Genomic DNA, 20,324 nt, shown 5'->3' with positions numbered 1-20,324 from the left:
TGCAAAGGATCGCGCTTAGTTCTGCTTCACGAGCTCACCATTTACGGTCACGTTTTTAAGTGTAAAGTCCTCGATATATGCCTGATGTATGTCCGGCTTCTTTGCTTGTACATCCATATTTTCAAACGTAAAACTAGACAACTTATATTGATCAGAATTAATCACATCAAAAAGAATATTCACATCTAAATCTATATTCCGAAGCGTGATATTTTTCGCATAGGAAAGTTTTATTCCCTCTTCCCCTTTTAAATTAAAGAACTGGGTCCAAGGTTTTACAAAAAGTAGACTTCCTGCATTCCCTTTTACATTCTCCATCACGATATGTTCGTAAAGTTGCGGTGTATCTGGTCGCATTTTTAGTTGTAAAAGCTTTTTCGCTTTATTCAATGTGTTGTTTCTGAAGATGATATTATAGCTGTGAATAGATTCACTGCCGCAAGTTAACGCACTATGACAAAATCCAAAAGCTGTATCTTCTATAATTATATTGTAATTTGCTCCATTATCGGGATCCTTATCAGCATGTGGCCCCTTTCCCCCTTTAAGTGCAATTGCATCATCATTGACCGAAAGATAACAGTTCTTGATTAGAACATTATGGCAAACATCGAGGTCAATTGCATCCGAACTTGGAGCTTTGACAGGTTCCGCAGGGGCAGAGATATGTAGATCGATTAGCTTCAAATTTTCACAGCGATAATAATGTGAAGTCCAAAAAGGCGAGTTTTTCATTTTTATCCCAGAGATCTGAACGTCCTTTGAATTTGATACATACAAAATACGAGGCCGCATTTCGTCCATATTTGTACAGTCAGGATTAAAAGCACGCCGCAACCAAAATGCTTTCCAATATCTCAACCCGTTGCCATCAAGCGTTCCTGTACCAGAAACGGTAAATCCATCTACATTATCTGCATTCACCAAAGCCGAAAAATATTTGACGGTTTGACCCTCCATTCGAGTTTCTAACAAGGCGAAGTTGCTAATATCGTCACTACCTTTCAAGACGGCATCATCTTCAAGATGAAGATGAGTATTTTCTTTAAAAAATAATGAACCACTCAAAAAGGTTCCCTTAGGTATTACAACTACACCGCCCCCACTTTCAAACGCTCTGTCAATTACTGCTTGTATCTTATCGGTCTGCACTAATGTACTATCTTGCACGATTCCAAAATCCGTGATACGATAAGCCTTACCTAGAGACTCAACGTTAGTGGGTTGCACCTTTTTAAACCAATCGGAAATAGGCGTTCCGTCCGGAAAACGTCCTTGGGCCAACGAAGTGATCGAAAGGGAAACTAAAAATACAATCGACAGTACAGTTTTATTTTTCATGGATATTTATTCGTTATAAGTAGATTCATCGACCTATCTTATTGGTTAGCTATATTTAGAGTCCAGTGTCTTAAAGGCGTGTAATGGAGAATTTGCATTTATCAGCTAGCGTTCCATTGTCGTTGGAGGCGGTCTGCAGTGTTCTTCACTAGCACTTATTTGGCACTGTTCAACTATTACTTCTCTAATCTATCAACAAATACTGTCAAAGGCAACCTGTAGTGTCCTGTTAAGTCTATTACAAATGGACAAAAACCTCCAAGAGCATCACAGAGGATATATTATGATCAGCTCATCAAATGTAATAAAACTGTTATCCTAATTCTGCCAGAGCAATCTGCTTGATTTACCAATCGTATCTCAGTCGCGCAGTATTCTCAATATTTTAAGCTGAGATCAATCGATCCTTATTTTCAACTAGAGATACAATTACTACCTTTAGCTACATTTCGTTCAAACAAAGGATGGCTAACCGATCGGCGCCATCCTAAGACATAAACTAACTAAACTGAGTATTTTTTCTCCTATACCAACGAATAAACGCTAATCGGTAAGTATATTTTCCTTTGGCATTACAAATTGCGGTACCACGTGCTGATTTTTTGGTGTACCGAAATAAAAATATAGCGTCCGGAATACGGGTCGTTCGAATTTCGTCATCTTTCCTGCTGGCCCATTGACTTGCGCGTTACTATTTATTCCCATTGCTAGTTTGGTACCAATGGCAGGAATCGCATCCAGAAAAGAGATATCTCCCGGTGGCAGTTCGGGGTAATTTTTCGGACCCGAAATACCGTAAAATTCAAATAGTCGCAAAAACATATCATCTTGTTCAGTTGCTACGACAAACTTCCCTTGTGTTGTATTAAATTGCACCCAACTCACATCAGAAAAATAGCCTTTAAATTCAGGAAAAATCCATGGTCCGATGCCTGCCTTAGAATCGTTGTAGATATTTTCCCATGTGTTTAAAGTCACACCCTGAAGTCGGTTTTTCCACACTCTATAAGGTCCACTTCCTAACCATTTTGCGGAGATAATATAGTTTTCCGGGTAGTTAAAGCTAACACCTGCATATGGACGTTCGCCATTCATTCGGTATTCGTAATCGAGTTTTAGCCACCCGTCGGGACGCATTGTCCAGCGTATGTATGAAAGATCACCTTGATAAGTAAACAAAACACCTTTCTCTTCACCGTTCTCAAAGGTTTCCGCACTTTGCATTTTCGAAGATCCGTTAATCAAGACAGGACCATTGCTAAAAGCAATTTTCATGCTGTAATCATTAGAAAGGTCGGCAAGAAGCCCCGTTTCTTTAGAGATAAAAGCGGTGATTCCTCCGCCAGTAAGTATATAGTGAATGCTGTCGAGGCTACTTTTGACATTCCCCTGTATCGAATTTGGAAGAATTTGAGAAGTTATCGCTTTATTGTTTTGTATTCTCCAACTCCATGTATAGATCTCTTTTCCGTGAGGATCGATGGCAGTTAACAAAAGAGCATGATATTTCTTCCAATCGTCTTCTAATCTAAGAGATAGTATCCCTTCTTCTAATGGAGCTACGGCTGGCGCATCGGCTGTAAATAACACTTCATTAGCCACACTTGTATCGGTTGCAAACGGATCTTGAAAACGAACAAGTTTATAGGTAAATTGACAAGCTGAAAGATTTGTAAAATGATACCTGTTCTCAACCGTTATACCCCCGTCGAAATCTTCAGGTAGTGTCTTCATTGTAATATGAACAGGAGCATATATTTCTTTAATTGCATAAAAACTACCTTCCTTTTCTCGGTGAGGACCTAAGATTCCGTCCGGTGCGTTTACTTTATTCACATCTATAGCACCGTTAAAATCTGTCCGAACAATTCCTTCGTCCGCAAAATTCCAAATAAATCCCCCACCACCAAGCTTAGCCGTCCAGTGCAGCTCCCACATATCAGCTAGGCCAGCGGCCGCACCTCCATCGTCCTGTGCATGCAGAAATTCTGTAGGCATATAGATATTTGGTCCTTGCAAAATTTCTTGCGTGGAGGCATAGTTCTCATAATGGTTCCCATCGATTCCATTAATGGCATGGCCCGGACGATGATGAGCGTGGATAACATTCCGGTTCGAAAGATCATACTTTGCATATTCATCGATTAACTCCATGTTATGGCCACCTTCATTACCGTTACTCCATAAAATTATAGACGGGTGGTTGACATCACGAATGACCATCTCCCGAACGAGTTTTTTACCCACGGTGGTACCGTACGCTTTCTGCCATCCCGCAAGTTCATCGAGAACATAGAGACCGAGAGAATCACAATAATTTAAAAATGATTTATCTGGAGGATAATGGGAACAACGAACAGCGTTCATATTCATTTCTTTGATAAGCTCCACATCTTTTAAATCTAACTTCGCATTAACAGACCGGCCAGTTTCCGGCCACCAAACATGGCGGTTAACACCCTTCATCTTTACTTTTACCCCGTTAACATATAGGCCATCGCCCTGTCTAATTTCTATGGTTCGAAAGCCAAATCTTTCCCTAGTTACGTACAATTGCTGATTTTCGTCGAGCAAAGTAAATTCCGCATGATACAGGTTCGGTGATTCTGCCGTCCATTGCTTAGGCCGTGCTATTTTTAGTTTTAACCGTTTCACGGAATCACCTTTGGCCAAAACCACGAAATTACTACCCACTACTCGACCTTCTTTATTTTTAATATCAACACGAAGCTTTTGAGCGACAGAGATATTCTCCAAATGTACTTCAGTAAAAAAGGATCCATCCGCTCGTGCATCTATAGCAGTCCAAGCGATATGTTCCTTTGGTGTGATTGTCAGATAAACCGGTCTGTATATCCCTCCAAGAATCCAGTAATCAGCCAACCGTTCTGCATTGTTTACTGTTTGTTCGGAAGACATTTTCGAAACAGTGACTTCAAGCTGATTCTGCCGCCCATATTTTATTTTATCAGAAATATCATACTCAAATCGATAAAAAGACCCTTGGTGAATTTCACCTGCGGGCTGCCCGTTGATCTTTACCTCTGTATCGGTCATAGATCCTTCAAATACAATCGACACCTTCTTCCCTTGCCATTCCCCGGGTACCTGGAAACTATGTCGATATATTCCTTTTTCATCGTGAAAACGGAAATTCTTACCGTAGGTAACATAATCGCGGCCATAATTATAAGATCCGAAACCCTCCTGCTCCCAATGGCTAGGCACAGCGATACGAGACCATTTACCGGCTTGGCGACCTCCGGTTACCCAAAAATCCCACTCCACCGTATTCTCGTTGTCTCTACCGGAAAGGTAATGTACTTGCTTATTGGTTTGTGCGTATACACCGGTAAGTGTAATAAAAGAAAGCAAACAACAAATAAAACCAGTAAAAAGGTTCAGCATGATAATTAGTGAATAAATTAGAATAAAGCGAAACTAGGCAGTTATATCCTTTTTCGCATCCTGAGGTATCCTGTCAAAAAATAGACCTCGCCACAATACACTAGACCGATGGTCGTAATATGGTATAGAAAGGCACTTCCAAACGCATCTTAAGGTTATTTAAGATAGCGGCTGCCGCAAATTCACCCATCAACTTAAAATCAGTCGATACTGTTGTAATTCCATTTAATATAAATTTCTTCAACGGGGTCTCATTATAGGATATTACACCAACTTGGCGACCAATTTCTAAGCCCTTGTTGCTTACTTTATCCAAAAGATAAACCAAATCATCTTCCACCAAATTTAGATAGCAAGTTCCTGCCTTTATATTTTCACGACGCAAGCTATCAACAAGCATATGTTCAAAAGCAAAATCCTGACAAAATTTGTAAAACCCTTTTATTATGGATTTGGGATAATCACTATGGTTAGGAAAGACTAGCTTTATACGTTCGTATTTTGAAAGTGGCTCCCGAATACTCGACAAGGCCTGATAGATATCTTTTTCGCAGTTTTCGTAAACAACAGCAAACTCGCCTTTAAGGCCTTCAATCTCATGACCAAGTAATAACAATTTATCTTTCGGGATAAGTTTAAGCACATCCACAGCTTTATCGCGCCCTTCTTTAAAATATGGGAAGACAACATAATTATCATAATTGCGCGATAATCCTTGAATCAGAGTACGCAGATAATTAATGTCGCTATTATACACAAATAGATCGATGGAAGCCTTGGCTCCAAGCTCTGCTGCTAAAGCATCATAAACTATTTTTTTGTGTGCACTCAGTTTATTTAAGAATACGACAATACGTAAATCAAAAGACTGTTCGCTGGAGACAAAATATCCTTTCCCTGGTGAGGACGCAATTATCTCTTCGTTACGTAATTTCCTATACCCTTTTTCGACAGTGTCTCTCGCTATCTGCAGCTGATAACTTAAATCGTTAATAGAAGGTAGTGGATCTCCAATTTTAATAATTTTTCCTTTTATCGCCTCGACAATTGCTTCAGCCAGTTGTATATACTTAGGAGTGGCTGAAAAATCACTGATCTTAATAGAGCGCACTAGCTCAGCATTGACAACGCTACGCGAGCTTGAAGGGAGTATTAAAGTTTCCATAGAAAGGGGTTTATATATCAGTTAACCAAAGCTAAACGACAATTCTCGCTGTTACCCCATAAATTTGATTCAAAACCCCCATAAAAATGGATCATTTTTTTACTATATCCAGTACCGAAGTGGAAAACCATATTGTATATACTTTTTTGTATTTTTAACATATCCAATTTATATTGCCGATATGATTACCCAAAAGTGGTCCCTACCTTTAATTCTGAATACCATACTCCTCGTTACTGTAATGAGCACTCCTAACCTAGTGTGGGGACAGTTTTTGCAATTAAAATTCGATCATATCACATCAGACGACGGCCTTCCACATAGTACAATCCATGGTATTGCCAAAGACAAATATGGCTTTATGTGGTTCGGAACGTGGTCTGGCTTATGTAGATATGACGGCTATAGCTTACGTGTGTATCGATATGACCCACAAGATGCTAAGAGTATAATAAATAATAGGATACATAATATCCTTTTGGATGGAAATGGTGATTTATGGATATCGACATTCGATGAGAACTACGTTTGCCGGTATAATTATCAAACCGACAATTTCGATTGGGTCGCACAAAACACGTTATCTGCAGAATTCTTAAACAAAATCAACCGGCGTGCGCACAAGCTCAGTGTTAATTTCTCCTATAAAAAAACAAGATGGCACCTCGATGAACCAACGACTTCTGTTGTTGAGACCCATCTACCTACAGGAAAACAAAAGTTCTATCAAGCTGCAGTAACAGATCCATGGGGACTTAACGACGGATACATCAGTGATATTTTTCTGGACGAAGAGCATGTATTGTGGCTTGGTACCTACGGTAATGGAATAAACCGAAGCTACCTAGAAGCTACACCATTCCATAACATCTATCGCCATCCAAGTAAATTAAATTCACTAGTCGAAAATACGATACGTTCGTTAGCAAAAGACGAAAATGGAAACCTATGGGCTGGAACAAGAAGTAAAGGTCTTACATTAATCACTAAAGAAGGCAAATACCATCAGTTTCAACATAACCCAAGCAATGTGCACTCTTTGCAGAATAACTACATCAAAAAGGTCTTTTGTGATTCAAAAGGTTTGATATGGATTGGTAGCCAAACTGGTGTGGATTACTTTGACCCTTCGACCCAAGTTATGCACCGAATAGATGACTCTCTGATTTTCAACACAGCAGTATTCAGTATTATAGAAGATGAACACACGAACCTCTGGTTTGGAAGTTGGAATGGACTATTCAAATACATACGTCGGACGGGTAAGCTAATCCATATTGTCCCAGGGGAATCCCTGCCTTATGCGCACGTTTGGACTATATTCCAAGATAGTAAAGACCAACTCTGGGTTGGTACTGAGGGCGGAGGAATCGCCGTGTTTAATAAAAAAGGAGAAAACGAGCTTACACGCGTAAAACTACTTCAGCACGGAAGAAACGGGGCTAGTTCGCTCAGCGATAACAGAGTATATAGCATTTTGGAAGATTCCCAAAATCGCATTTGGATTGGCACAGGGAATGGATTAGATCTTTACGAACCGAAAACAGGGACAATTAAACATCTTTCTCGTATTTCAGAACTTTGGCCCAAAGGCACGATTGCTGGAATCCTCGAAGATGATATTGGATACATATGGGTAAGTCACAAACAGGGTATTTCTAGAATCAATAAAATGGACTTTTCCTTACGTACTTTCACTAAGAAGGATGGGCTTCTAAATAGTGAGTTCATTGAGGGATCGGCTTATAAGGCCCATGGGGAAAACAGACTGTATTATGGCGGCAACAAAGGAATTACCTACTTCTCTCCCGATAGTATTAAAACGAACCCATCACCACCGAAAATTGTGTTCACGGAACTTCGTATTTTGAACGAGCCCATCCAGGTCAACCAGAAGCTAAATGGTCGAGTGGTGCTCCAGGAACCATTATATTTACAAAAGCAGCTTAACCTTAATCACAGAGACAAAACCATAAGTATTGAGTTTGCCGGGCTACATTTTGCGAACCCAGGTGGAAACAAGTACGCTTATATGCTGGAAGGCTTTGATCAAGACTGGATCTATACAGACGCAACAAAACGAGTCGCCAGCTATTCGAATTTAGCGCCTGGGGAATATACGTTTAAGGTCCTTGCAAGCAATAGTGACGGGGTATGGACCCCGCGTCCAACCGAACTAAAGCTACATGTCGCTCCAGCGATTTGGGCCAGCAGTCAGGCTTATGCACTATATATGTTGATTGGGCTGGGGCTATTATATGCGTTCTATCACTATATCACGCGATATACCAAACTTAAGTCACGTCTAAATTATGAAGCACTACTTTATGCAAAAGATAGGGAATTGCACAACAATAAAGTACAGTTTTTCACCAATATTTCACACGAAATCAAAACACCTTTATCCTTAATCCTATCCCCTATTCAGCAACTGAAAGACTGGCACCGAAATATCCCGGAAGCGCAAGATCAGTTGATGACGATGGAGAAAAATGGGAAGAGATTATTAAAGACAGTAAACCAGTTACTCGACATACGACGTTTTGAGACAGGGAAAGAAATATTTCACGGCGAACAGTTAGACCTCATCGCTCTAGCCTCGAAAATTATAAATTCTTTTTCTCAAGAAGCCAAACAAAAAAATGTTCAGCTAAAGCTAGATGTAGTATCACCAACGCTCTCTTTTTTTGCCGATGCCGATAAAATAGAAAAAGTGTTATATAACTTGCTATCAAACGCCCTAAAATACACCGCCGCTGGCAAAATGATAAAATTACGTGCTCGACATAACACTACGGAAGTTCGGATAGATGTAATCGACAATGGAATAGGAATAGACAATGAAGATCTCGATTTGATTTTCAAGCCATTTTTGCAAGGCAAAACCGCCGTACCTGGTGGATCCGGCCTCGGACTAACTTATAGCCAATTATTAATAGAAATGCATGGCGGTTCAATCGGTGCCCAGAGCCGGCGAGGGACAAAAGGGCGTAATTTAACGATTTTTACTATCACCTTGCCGATACAAGACACTACACCCGAGGAACAGATGCTAGCGAACAGGACTATAGAATTTCCGCCGCAAGTTACAGTGCATGCCACCCCCGTTGATTTACGGTCAAAACTTCCTGAGAGCACCTTGTTATTAGTCGAAGATAACCAAGAGATGCGTGAGTATCTCGCCAATTTTTTCAGGAAAGAACACGCTGTCATTTTAGCTTGTGATGGCCTTGAGGGGCTGGCGCAAGCCCGTAAACACGTACCCGACCTAATTATTAGCGATGTTATGATGCCCAAGTTAGACGGCATCAATTTTGTACGACATGTAAAAACAGATCTGCTCCTATGTCACATTCCAGTGATTTTATTAACAGCTCGAACCCTTGTAGAGTACGAAGTTGAAGGCCTTCAAACCGGTGCGGACGATTATATTGTCAAGCCGTTCCATCTACCAATCCTTGCGCTTAAGGTACGAAACCAACTGTTACTACGCTTGCGTATGCAAGAAAAATTTAAAACGCAAATTTATCTTGAACCTAGCAAACTGGACATCCAATCTCCCGATGAAGTGCTGATGAAGAATGTTATGCAATTCGTCGAAAGTCATCTAGCGGACTCCGATTTGAAGATCGACAAAATATGTACGTCATTAGGATTAAGCCGCGCACAGCTATACAGAAAGATGAAAGCGTTAACTGGCTACTCCATGAATGACTTCATTAAGGAAGTACGATTAAAACGCGCCGCCCAACTCCTTCAAAGTAAAAATCTAACAATCAGCGAGACAGCTTACACAGTTGGTTTCAATGACCCAGAGTATTTTAGAAAGAGTTTTAAACAAAAGTTCGGCGTATCACCTAGCGCATTTGCACGTCAGTATAACAAAACCGCACCTGATCCTAATTGATTAGTCCCTTTCAGGACAGCTCAGGATGCGAATGTTCTCGGAAAATACGATTATTGCATTAACGGTTTTAATCGTGTCTAAACGGAAGCTTAATTGCAATGACAAGCCACTGTTTAGCTCGCAATAACACTTCTTGATTGGATTGAGCTTGCCCTTGATCGCAAATAGTCACCTATTTTAAATGTGTTAGCGATATCACAAAACACCCCCTTACGCTAGGGGGTGTTTTATTGTTGAATTTCTCACTCAAGCGGGTCCCAATCGATATTAAACACATATTTAAGATGCCTAAATCAATTGCTAGAATCGCCCCGCCTTGCCTTGTATTATTTGTTAGTTCAAAATTATTTTTAAAAAAAAATGATATAGTTACTAAGGTTTCCTTTTCGGTTTCGTTATAGAACGTAACCAACATTATAAACTCATGCATTCAACACAGGGAATCGCGGCCCTACTAAAAAAATATCTTGAAAATCGTATTACTAAAGATGAGCTTATTCTTTTAGAGAATTGGCGTAAGCAAGACTCTAAGAACGAAAAATTCTTTTATGAGATAACGGAAAACGACCAAATATACGAAGACACGTTAACTTGGCTTGAGCTGCAACAACATCAGGACGAACATTGGCTAGAAACCATAAAAGCAAAAACGCTTACAAAAATAACGAACGCCAAAAAAGCAAAAAGGATCCAGCAACGAGTATTCATCACATACGCCTCAGCGGCTATATTGTTGATCACAATGACTATTACTTTTTTACAACGCACTCCCGATGGTTTAGATCAACAAGTTGTTGATTTAACTCAGATAGTAGGAGGTGACCAAAATGCCACGCTTACCCTATCAAATGGTAAAAATATTGATCTACGTGCAGATAAAGATGGCATCATCATGGGCCAGAACTTAAGTTACAAAGACGGTACGGAAATTTTGAATATAGGAAATGAAAAGCTCGAAAGGCTAACTGCAACCATTAATGTACCTAAAGGGGGCAAATATCACGTCGTTTTACCGGACGGAAGCAAAGTTTGGCTGAATTCGATGTCGACACTAACCTATCCCTTAGCATTCACTAAAGATACTCGTGTTGTGACCATAAAGGGAGAAGCGTATTTTGAGATTGCAAAAATCACTAATGCAGGCAAAAGAGTCCCTTTTCGGGTTCATTGTGAACATCAGACAATTGAAGTAAAAGGAACTGCATTCAACGTAAAGGCTTATCCAGAAGATCAAGAAATCATTACTACTTTGGTTGAAGGAATAGTCGACCTTCACGCAGGCAACGAAACCCTCCGCCTAGCTCCAAACCAACAAGCGACTAACAAAGGTCCCGGGAGTAAATTAAGCATCAAAAAGGTCGATATCAATAACTATATCGCGTGGAAAGATAACAAATTTCTCTTTTTTGAAACGCCGTTACCAGAGGTTATGGGCACGCTCAGTCGTTGGTATGACCTACAAATAAATTACCAAGGAGAGTATAAAAACACATTTCTATATGGGGAAATATCGCGCGGGAAAAGCTTATCCGAGGTACTCGATCTATTACAAAAAAGTGGCATCAAATTCACAGCAAAACGTCAAAATAAAAAAATAGTGTTAACTGTCATGTACTAAAAAAACCTCTATGAGATCAACAACTATTCTTCACCCAACATAATGCATGCTACGCATAAAAAACCGGACAACGGTCTCTCACACCGCTACCCGGAATCGTTTTGAAAACTCAAAATCTAAAAGCTAGCATAAAATAACCTTTAATCAATAAGTAATCTTAACTGTACAAAAATATGATTTTTATACAACAAATTGACTATGGCAGCAAAGCTGTCAAACCCACAATTAAAAGTTGGATATTGTATATGAAACTAACCATCCTATTAACTCTTTTAAGTATCCTTAAGCTTTCAGCCAGCGGATTCGCACAACAGATTTCGATTCATGCCGTAGATTCACCGTTGATAAAAGTGATGCAATCTGTACAGAAACAAAGCGGTATACCCTTCCTACTTAACGGGAAGGAAATAGCTGACACAAAAATAACCGTACAACTAAATGAGGTTCGCTTAGACGAAGCTCTGGCAACTATATTTAAAGGAAAGCCTATCGCATGGGAATTGAGCGACGGCACAATAATTTTACGCCGTGCACATATCAAATCACCAGCTCCGACTGTGGTTAAATCGAAAACAGTAATGCAACGTATTGTCCGGGGTGTAATTACAGATGAACAGGGAAAGCCGATTGAAGGAGCGAGCATCACCGTGCAGAATACTAAAAGCGGCACAACAAGCGACTCAAATGGTAATTTCAGTATTAATATTGTGCCCGACAATACGATTTTAACAATAAGTTCGGTGGGCTTTATTAGTCAGAACGTCAGTATCGACCCTTCAAACTCACTGCGTATAACGTTAAAACGTAGTCTTGGTGATCTGGAAGAAGTGGTAGTCATAGGCTACGGAACGCAAAAGAAGAAGCTAACAACTGGGGCAACAGTACAAGTTAAAGGTGAAAACTTAGAAAAATTAAGCACACCAAATATACTTGAAGCTTTACAGAGCCAATCACCCGGAGTGCAGATTACGCAAAGTTCAGGGATGCCAGGGGAAAATTTTAAAGTTAACATACGCGGAATAGGAACAATCCACGATGCCAGCCCGCTGTATGTGATTGACGGTATTTCGGGAGGAGATATTAATATGTTAAATCCGTCCGATATCGAAAGTGTCGATATATTGAAAGATGCTGCCTCAGCGGCGATATATGGTGCCAGAGCAGCTAATGGAGTTGTATTGGTTACCACAAAACAAGGTAAGCAAGGTAAAACTACGCTCCAAGTTGACAATTATATAGGGTTTCAAAATGCTTATAAACTTCCTTCATTACTAAATGCACGGGAATATATGGCAATTCAAGACGAGCGAATGTTTAATGAAGGCAGTAGTCCTTATGATTGGGCATCAGAAATCCCGAACCAATATCAACAAATTATAGATGGTACCTGGCAAGGAACAAATTGGTTTAAAGAAGCGTATAATGACAACGCTTTACTACAAAACACATCAATTAATCTTATCGGTGGATCGGATATTTCTAAATTCTCTTTAGGATATTCGATTAGCAACCGCGAAGGAATTATAGGAAAACCGGTAGCGCCTGATTTCCAACGTCATACTGCTCGTATAAATTCAGAACATGTCTTATTAAAAAACGATCGTTTCAACGTTGTTAAGATCGGAGAAAATATCAGTTACGGTTATAACAATAAATCAGGAATAGGGATAGGTAACATTTACTGGAATGATGTTCATAATTTACTAATAGGAAACCCGCTACTCCCTGTCTACAACGATAACGGTGGGTATTATGACCATTCCAGTAAGGTTTCTGACCAATGGAATTTTGATGGTGCCACGGCCAATCCAATTGCAGAAATGGATTATAGAAGAGGCCAAAATTTAAGTAAAACGCATAGCTTATTTGCCAACGCATATGTTGAGATCCAACCGATCGAAGATTTAGTCTTTCGATCAAACTTTGGATATAGGCTTAGCGCGTCGTCCTACCGACAATACACCCCGACTTATGAGTTATCGACAACACTTGCTAATGCTGTCGATGATATTTCACAAAATCAAGGCATAGGCTATAGCTGGGTACTCGAGAATACGCTTAGTTACAAGTTACAACCTATAACCGGACACCAATTAGACATGGTAATAGGTCAATCGACAGAAAAGAGTGGCTTAGGCGAAGACCTTAGTGTAACTACATCAAACTCTATCTTTCCCGGAGATTGGTCCAAGGCATGGGTAACGAATGGTCAAGGTTATGAGGGTTTTATCCCAAGTGTTGGAGGCGTACACTGGCCGATAGGGTCGATCGCATCTTTCTTTGGTCGCGCGAATTACAATATCGATGAAACATATTTAGCTTCTTTTACGATACGGGCGGACGGATCTTCAAATTTTGCTAGCGGAAATCGCTGGGGATATTTTCCATCAGGGTCACTCGGTTGGATTATAACCAACGAAGATTTTCTGCGAAACAATAATTGGGTTAATTTTTTAAAGTGGCGCGTTAGCTGGGGACAAAATGGAAACGCCAACATCGATCCTTTTATGTATCTCTCTACGGTGTCAACCAATAACCAAAACGGATATTATTTCGGGAACAACATGAGTTCCCTTAATCGTGGAGCTTACCCAGATATTCTTCCCAATCCAGATGTAAGCTGGGAAACGTCAGAACAATTAAACTTTGGTTTTGATGCTAGATTCGTCGCCAACAAACTTTCAGCTACTTTTGATTGGTATAAAAAAACTACCAAAGATTGGTTAGTTCGCGCGCCTGTGCTTGCCATTTACGGAACAGACGCACCATTTATTAACGGAGGTGATGTTGAAAATAAAGGGATTGAAGTCGGTTTAAACTGGAGTGACACCAAAGGCGATTTCCGCTATACTATTGGAATTAATGGAGCTTACAACAAGAATAAAGTTCTTCGAATAGCAAATGGAGAAGGTATAATCCACGGAGATAGGGACGTATTGAGTCAGGGAACTACTGAAATGTATCGCGCGCAGGTTGGCTATCCTATTGGATATTTTTATGGGTATAAAACTGATGGCATATTTCAAAACCAGCAACAAATCGAAGATTTACGCAGCCGGGGCATCGGCGTTTTACCCACTGCGCAGCCTGGTGATATTATATTTTCGGACACAAACGGAGATGGATCTATTACAGATGACGACAAAATAAATATAGGTAATCCACATCCCGACTTCTCGGGTGGTTTGAATTTATCCGTTGGGTACAAAGGAATTGACTTGGCCGTCACAGCCATTGGCTCATTTGGTCACCAAATTGCAAAATCATACCGCTCTTTCGCCGACAGTCCTTTACAAAATTATACCACTGAAATTTTTCAACGTTGGCATGGAGAAGGTACTTCTAATAAATACCCTCGGCTTACAAACGGTAGCCACACCAATACACAATATATTTCCGATATCTATATTGAGAATGGTGACTTTGTGAAAATCCAAAATATTACGATCGGATACGATCTAAATAGTTTATGGAAGAAATCACCACTGGGCCAAATTCGATTATATGCAACTGTTCAAAACTTACATACGTTCACCAAATATTCAGGATTAGATCCAGAGATCGGTTATGGTAATACACAGTCTTGGGTCGGGGGGATTGATCTAGGGTTCTACCCACAACCACGTACTGTTCTGTTCGGTTTAAATTTTAAATTTTAACTACCATTATGAAAAAGACAATATTAATTTTCTTAACGCTAGGAATATTCTGTTCTTGTGAAAAGTTTTTAGATAGCGAGAGTTACGATAAAAAGAATACGGATAATTTTCCCGTAACCGTCGCTGACGCGAATTCAATGGTAACAGGAATTTACTCAAGCTTAAACGCTGCTGTTTCAAACATTCAAAATCATCATTTCTATATGGCGGAACTCGCTTCCGATGATCGCTTCGGGGGGGGAGGTGAAAATGACAAAGATATGCAGGGGTTGGATCATTTAATGAACACACAACCGGATCGCTTCTTAACTTTTTGGACCGCACGTTATCAGGGTATATTCCGTGCAAATACGGCAATCGAAACATTAGGACAGGTAACAGGTTGGACGAGCGATGGTCAATTCAACCAACTATTGGGTGAGGTACATTTTTTACGAGCTCTATATTATTTTGAGCTTTCTCAAATGTTTGGCGAAGTCCCCTTAATCACCTCAACAGCGGTAGAAAACATACCTAAGTCGCCAGCAAAAGACACCTATGCATTAATTGCGGCAGATCTCAAAACAGCCATAGATCTAATGCCGTCCCAACCATATACTAGTGTTGCATCGGGACATGCTACTAAATGGGCTGCCGAAGGGTTACTAGCTCGCGTATTTCTATTTTATACAGGATACTATCAAACAACGGAGATACCGCTTCCGTCAGGAGGAACGATCAAAAAGGCAGAAGTTATTGCATTATTAGATGATTGTATAAAAAATAGTGGGCATGATTTACTTAGCGATTTTAGGAATTTATGGCCTTATTCTAATGAGTTTACCAAAGTCGATTACCCATATGCGAAAACCAACAACCTTCAATATGCGGGAGAAGGGCATAAAGAAACCGTTTTTGCTATCAAATTTGGAACCTTAGTAGACTGGGGAGACCAATATATGCTTGGGTATTCAAACCAATTGAACTTACACTTCGGTCTACGTTCTAACAATGGCCAAGCAGACACTTTCCCTTTTGGTCAAGGATGGGGTGCTGGCCCTGTGAATACTGGGCTTTGGACCGCTTGGCGGCACGCGGAGCCTAACGACATCCGACGATCCGGGTCAATAATAAATGTTGAAACTGATTTAGAGAACTACATATACGGGGCAGACAGTCAAATGGAAGAGACCGGCTTTTGGCAAAAGAAATACATCGCTATCACAGCATACGATTCGGACAAAAAGCTGTTGCCATCCTACGCGATATTAGCAAATGCTGCACCCGCCGAATACCAACTCGCACATACGCAAGATCTTGTCCTAATTCGCTTTGCAGATGTCCTTTTGATGCACGCCGAATTAACAGAAACAGCAACAAATCTCAACAGAGTCCGCCAGAGAGTCGCTTTACCCCCAGTCAACTATTCCATTACAGCATTAAAGCAAGAACGGCGTTGGGAGCTCGCTTTTGAGGGGCTCCGATACTTCGACTTAATGCGTTGGCATGATGCCGCAGCAGTATTAGACACCCAAGAAGGGGTCGCAATAAAAAATAAATCCATCGACACTAAAATGAAAGCTTTTGGCGGTGGTTATAGTACGAGATATAATGAAACGGGTGGTTTTTGGGCAATTCCTACTTCTCAAATAGCACTATCAAACGGAATACTGACGCAAAATTCGGGTTGGGGAGAATCAAACAACGAATATCCAGGGTGGTAATATTAAATTAATAAAGATCATGAAAAATATTTATAAGTTTATACTCGTAGTGAGTTCTCTGACGATGTGTGTCGGCTGTGACGCAATAGAAGACCGTCTACATTTAGGGGGCGCTATAACGGCGGATCAACTCAATATATCTGCCACGCCGGTTGTCGTCAACGGAAAAAACAGTAATAAAGTTATCTTAGAGAACCATAGCCCTGTTCTTTCTTCGTGGGACTACGGTGTAGGCATAACACGAAAATCCGCTGACACGATATTGATGGTTGTTGAAGGGGAGAGCGAAATACTTTTTACCGGACTGAATCCGGATGGAACAACGATCGAAAAAACCGTAAAAGTGAATATCGATGAACTGACATTCCCTGTCCCTCCAGAATGGGGCTTTTTAACAGATGGAGTAGAGAAAGTATGGAGCTGGGATAGTACAGTACCCGCTGTTTGGGGAAACGGTGGATATCTTGCCAGCAGGCAACCTGCGTGGTGGGCCGTAGCGCTAACGGACCTCAACGGCATATCCGGTGTAGAACAAGAAGGAGAGGGAGCAACGATGACTTTCGAACTCCGGGGAGCGAAATTAACGAAACTAAAAGCAAACGGGGAATCCCAAGTAGGAACTTTCTCTTTCGACATGACCAAGAAAATTACACTCGAGGACGGCTCGGTATGGGCAAAAGGACTTCTCACAACCAAAGGAATTTCCGTTCTAGGTGGATATTCTCCAAATGAAAAAATTTCTGTATATGAATACGAAATTCTTGTGCTAGATGGCGATCAAATGGTTTTATGTCACCCCGAGGCTGGTGCAGTCGCGTGGGGGACTGCCTGGTACTGGATGTTTAGAAGTGAGTAGTGGAATCTAGGGTTATAAGGTCCTTAGTGAATATTTACTAAGGACCTTTTTCATTATAGAGCTCTCTTTATCAAAGCTGAAAACGTTTTCATTCTACAATAACTTGAATAATTAAAAAAGCATTTTTAAATACCTCGGATAAACATTAAGTTTGTGTTAACCAATTATAATTTGCAATCACAGATATGAACACAGGTGACGATCAAATTTCTGATTTACATCAAGGAAATGAGGCAGTTTTGCGATTCTTTATGGATCAATATAGCCGTTCTCTTCACTTTTTTGCGTTTAAATATACAAAGGATGAGCAGGTAGCTGCAGAAATAATATCTGATGCATTTGTAAAGTTATGGGAATGTCGAAAAAAAATACTTTCAACTGATCATATCAAATCTTTTCTTTTTCTTGTTGTACGCAATAGCTCTCTAGACCATCTAAAAAGTAAACGAAATCATTACCTCAATGATGAAGCACTTATGATGGAATTGGGAACTGGCGATCAGGATATATTGACTAAAATAATCTATTCCGAACTTATCGAACTTATTATGGTGGAAATTGATAAGCTTCCTAAACAACAGGCGGCAATCTTTCGATTATCGGTAATCGATGGAAAAGAAACGAAAGAAATCTGTGAGGAACTCAATACAACCCCAGGTACGGTGTATTTTGCCCGTTCCAAGGCATTATCTACCTTAAAAGAAATATTCGCATCAAAGAAAATTTCCTTTTATCAAATAACGTTGGCATTGTTTTTACATTCCTTGACCTAAGTTCTGCGCCCGATAAGGGGTTGAAATTGTAACATTTACGACATTGGCACTCTAAACTGAGTTGTTTATTCTAACATCCGATACTATGGAGGGAAGTCAATATTACAAACAGAACTATTATATAGCCATGCATTCAGTCAACAAGCGATCAAAAACAAACGTTGTTCACTGTAAATAAGAATATTGAGAACTCCAATACTACTTACCGAGCATCAATTTGGATTTGCGATATTCACCGATAACATCTCCACTTTCACCGAAAAATACGCTCTACTGATCTATTAAGTATTCGTTACAATACATTCATGCTGTAGTTTTGATGTATCAATAGCAAGAAACATCAATTAAAAAATACTACCATGAAAAGAACAATCACAACTATCTTCGCTGCCGTAATCATGATTACTTCAGCTAGCGCAATTGCAGCTTCGCTTGTCAATCCTTTAAAAGATGTCAAAACAGTAAAAATTGTACAGACCTATCTAGAAGCTGCAACGAATGGAAACACCGAGTTTAATCGTTATTTATTCACAGATGATTTCCAATTCACGAACTGTGCTGCGCAGAAAACGTTCAGCAAATCTGAATATTTAAAACATCTGAACACCACAAAAAACCTAAGGCTTAACTGTACTACTAGTTACGAGATACTTGACGAAAGTGGGCAAGCCTGTGTTGCGAAGGTGACCATGACGTTTGATAATTTCTCCCGCGTGGATTATATTACCTTAAATCATGGAGAGAAGGGTTGGAAAATAAGTAAAGTAGTATCTACCTACCCGGAAAATTAACCGGTTTCAACTAAAGTCAATAATGCCTGCCAATAGGCGGGCTTTGTTGATTATCTCCTACTAGCTTTTTCTTAAGCAAATAGGCCGGTCACCGATAATTTTCTTAAATTCGCACAAAGCAAACAAGACAGGTTAAATCGTGGGTATAAAAGAAATTCTCGTCCAATACACTCAAAGTGAACAACTAAAAGCATTGGTAAAAGCGCTACAGAGCAAAAATCCTAAAATTCATCTTAAAGGTTTAATTGGTTCTAGCGACGCTATGATTGCGGCCGCTGCATACACCCTTCAGGAACGTCCCTTCATTTTTATCCTACCGACTCATGAACAGGCTTCGTACTTCCTTAGTGATCTGGAAAGCATCTTGGACAAACAAGTTTTATTTTTCCCAGCTTCCTACAGAAAGGCATTCGAGTTCACTCAGATTGATTCGACTCACGTATTACAACGTGCTGAAACACTCAGTGCGTTAAATCATGCTTCGGAACTACCTAAAATGGTTGTGACTTATCCCGAAGCAATCGCAGAAAAAGTAATAAATCGCGATGACCTCGAGAAAAATACATTGCCTATTACGCAGAACACAAAGCTCAGTATCGATTTCATAAATGAATTTTTATATGAATACGACTTTGAGCGTGTAGATTTTGTCTACCAACCCGGTCAATTTGCCATTCGAGGGGGCATAGTCGACATCTTCTCCTATTCAAACGACCTACCCTACCGTATTGAGTTCTTTGGCGATGAGATAGAAAGTATTCGTACTTTCAATATTGAAACACAACTCTCGGTTAACAATATGCATACTGTAACGATCGTGCCGAATGTACAATCCAAATTCTTAAGTAATAATCACATTTCTCTTTTGGAGTATATAGACCAAGATTCCGTTATTTGGCACAAAGACATACAATTTACGCTTGATGTAATCAAAGACGGCTATAAACAGGCCTCGAAAGTTTGGAAAGCCTTAGACGAAAAAGAAATTAAAGCCAATCTCGAATGGGTAGATCCACGAGTTACTTTTACCACAGATCGAATGTTGAGTGAAATCATGTTCGAATTTCCGAACATTGAGTTCGGAAAACAGTTTTTCTACAAAG

The 20,324-nt window shown here is 40.0% G+C and carries 10 protein-coding genes and 1 pseudogene; 8 read left to right on the top strand and 3 right to left on the bottom strand.

Annotated elements, in window-relative coordinates; translation table 11 throughout:
* Nucleotides 1-15 precede the first annotated feature (15 nt).
* From HP439_RS06860 to HP439_RS06850, 3 genes are all read right to left on the bottom strand, one after another.
* Nucleotides 16-1,341 carry a rhamnogalacturonidase gene (locus HP439_RS06860; RefSeq protein ID WP_172389599.1) on the bottom strand — a complete coding sequence of 442 codons (1,326 nt, stop codon included), beginning with the start codon at nt 1,339-1,341 and terminating at the stop codon, nt 16-18.
* A 543-nt stretch (nt 1,342-1,884) separates the two neighbouring features.
* Complete coding sequence (locus HP439_RS06855; protein ID WP_172389598.1) at nt 1,885-4,749, bottom strand: glycoside hydrolase family 2 protein; 2,865 nt, start codon at nt 4,747-4,749, stop codon at nt 1,885-1,887.
* A gap of 100 nt (nt 4,750-4,849) precedes the next feature.
* Nucleotides 4,850-5,914, bottom strand: a complete 1,065-nt coding sequence (locus HP439_RS06850; protein WP_172389597.1) for a GntR family transcriptional regulator — start codon at nt 5,912-5,914, stop codon at nt 4,850-4,852.
* A 241-nt stretch (nt 5,915-6,155) separates the two neighbouring features.
* Here HP439_RS06850 and HP439_RS06845 point away from each other — a divergent pair, with 241 nt between their 5' ends.
* The 8 genes and pseudogenes from HP439_RS06845 to HP439_RS06810 all read left to right on the top strand — a co-directional run.
* Nucleotides 6,156-9,821: a hybrid sensor histidine kinase/response regulator transcription factor gene (locus tag HP439_RS06845; protein WP_172389596.1), complete on the top strand. Its 3,666-nt coding sequence runs from the start codon at nt 6,156-6,158 to the stop codon at nt 9,819-9,821.
* A gap of 424 nt (nt 9,822-10,245) precedes the next feature.
* A complete protein-coding gene (locus HP439_RS06840; RefSeq protein ID WP_172389595.1) occupies nt 10,246-11,439 on the top strand; it encodes a FecR family protein in 1,194 nt (397 codons plus the stop codon).
* Nucleotides 11,440-11,684: 245 nt separating this feature from the next.
* On the top strand, nt 11,685-15,098 hold the full coding sequence (locus tag HP439_RS06835) for a TonB-dependent receptor (protein WP_246229294.1): 3,414 nt from the start codon (nt 11,685-11,687) through the stop codon (nt 15,096-15,098).
* 8 nt (nt 15,099-15,106) lie between these two features.
* A complete protein-coding gene (locus HP439_RS06830) occupies nt 15,107-16,801 on the top strand; it encodes a RagB/SusD family nutrient uptake outer membrane protein (RefSeq protein WP_172389594.1) in 1,695 nt (564 codons plus the stop codon).
* A 19-nt stretch (nt 16,802-16,820) separates the two neighbouring features.
* Nucleotides 16,821-17,657, top strand: coding sequence for a hypothetical protein (locus HP439_RS06825; RefSeq protein ID WP_172389593.1), 837 nt, complete (start codon nt 16,821-16,823; stop codon nt 17,655-17,657).
* A gap of 185 nt (nt 17,658-17,842) precedes the next feature.
* Nucleotides 17,843-18,430 (top strand): RNA polymerase sigma factor, encoded by a 588-nt coding sequence (locus tag HP439_RS06820; protein WP_172389592.1) that lies wholly within the window; start codon nt 17,843-17,845, stop codon nt 18,428-18,430.
* A gap of 359 nt (nt 18,431-18,789) precedes the next feature.
* Nucleotides 18,790-19,221, top strand: coding sequence for a nuclear transport factor 2 family protein (locus HP439_RS06815; protein ID WP_172389591.1), 432 nt, complete (start codon nt 18,790-18,792; stop codon nt 19,219-19,221).
* A gap of 139 nt (nt 19,222-19,360) precedes the next feature.
* Nucleotides 19,361-20,324, top strand: a pseudogene (locus tag HP439_RS06810) (transcription-repair coupling factor); the annotation flags it as partial.

Source organism: Sphingobacterium shayense (genome assembly GCF_013179575.1).
GTDB lineage: Bacteria > Bacteroidota > Bacteroidia > Sphingobacteriales > Sphingobacteriaceae > Sphingobacterium > Sphingobacterium shayense.
Note: the sequence above shows the minus strand (reverse complement) of the source record. Positions and strands in the feature narration are given on the sequence as shown.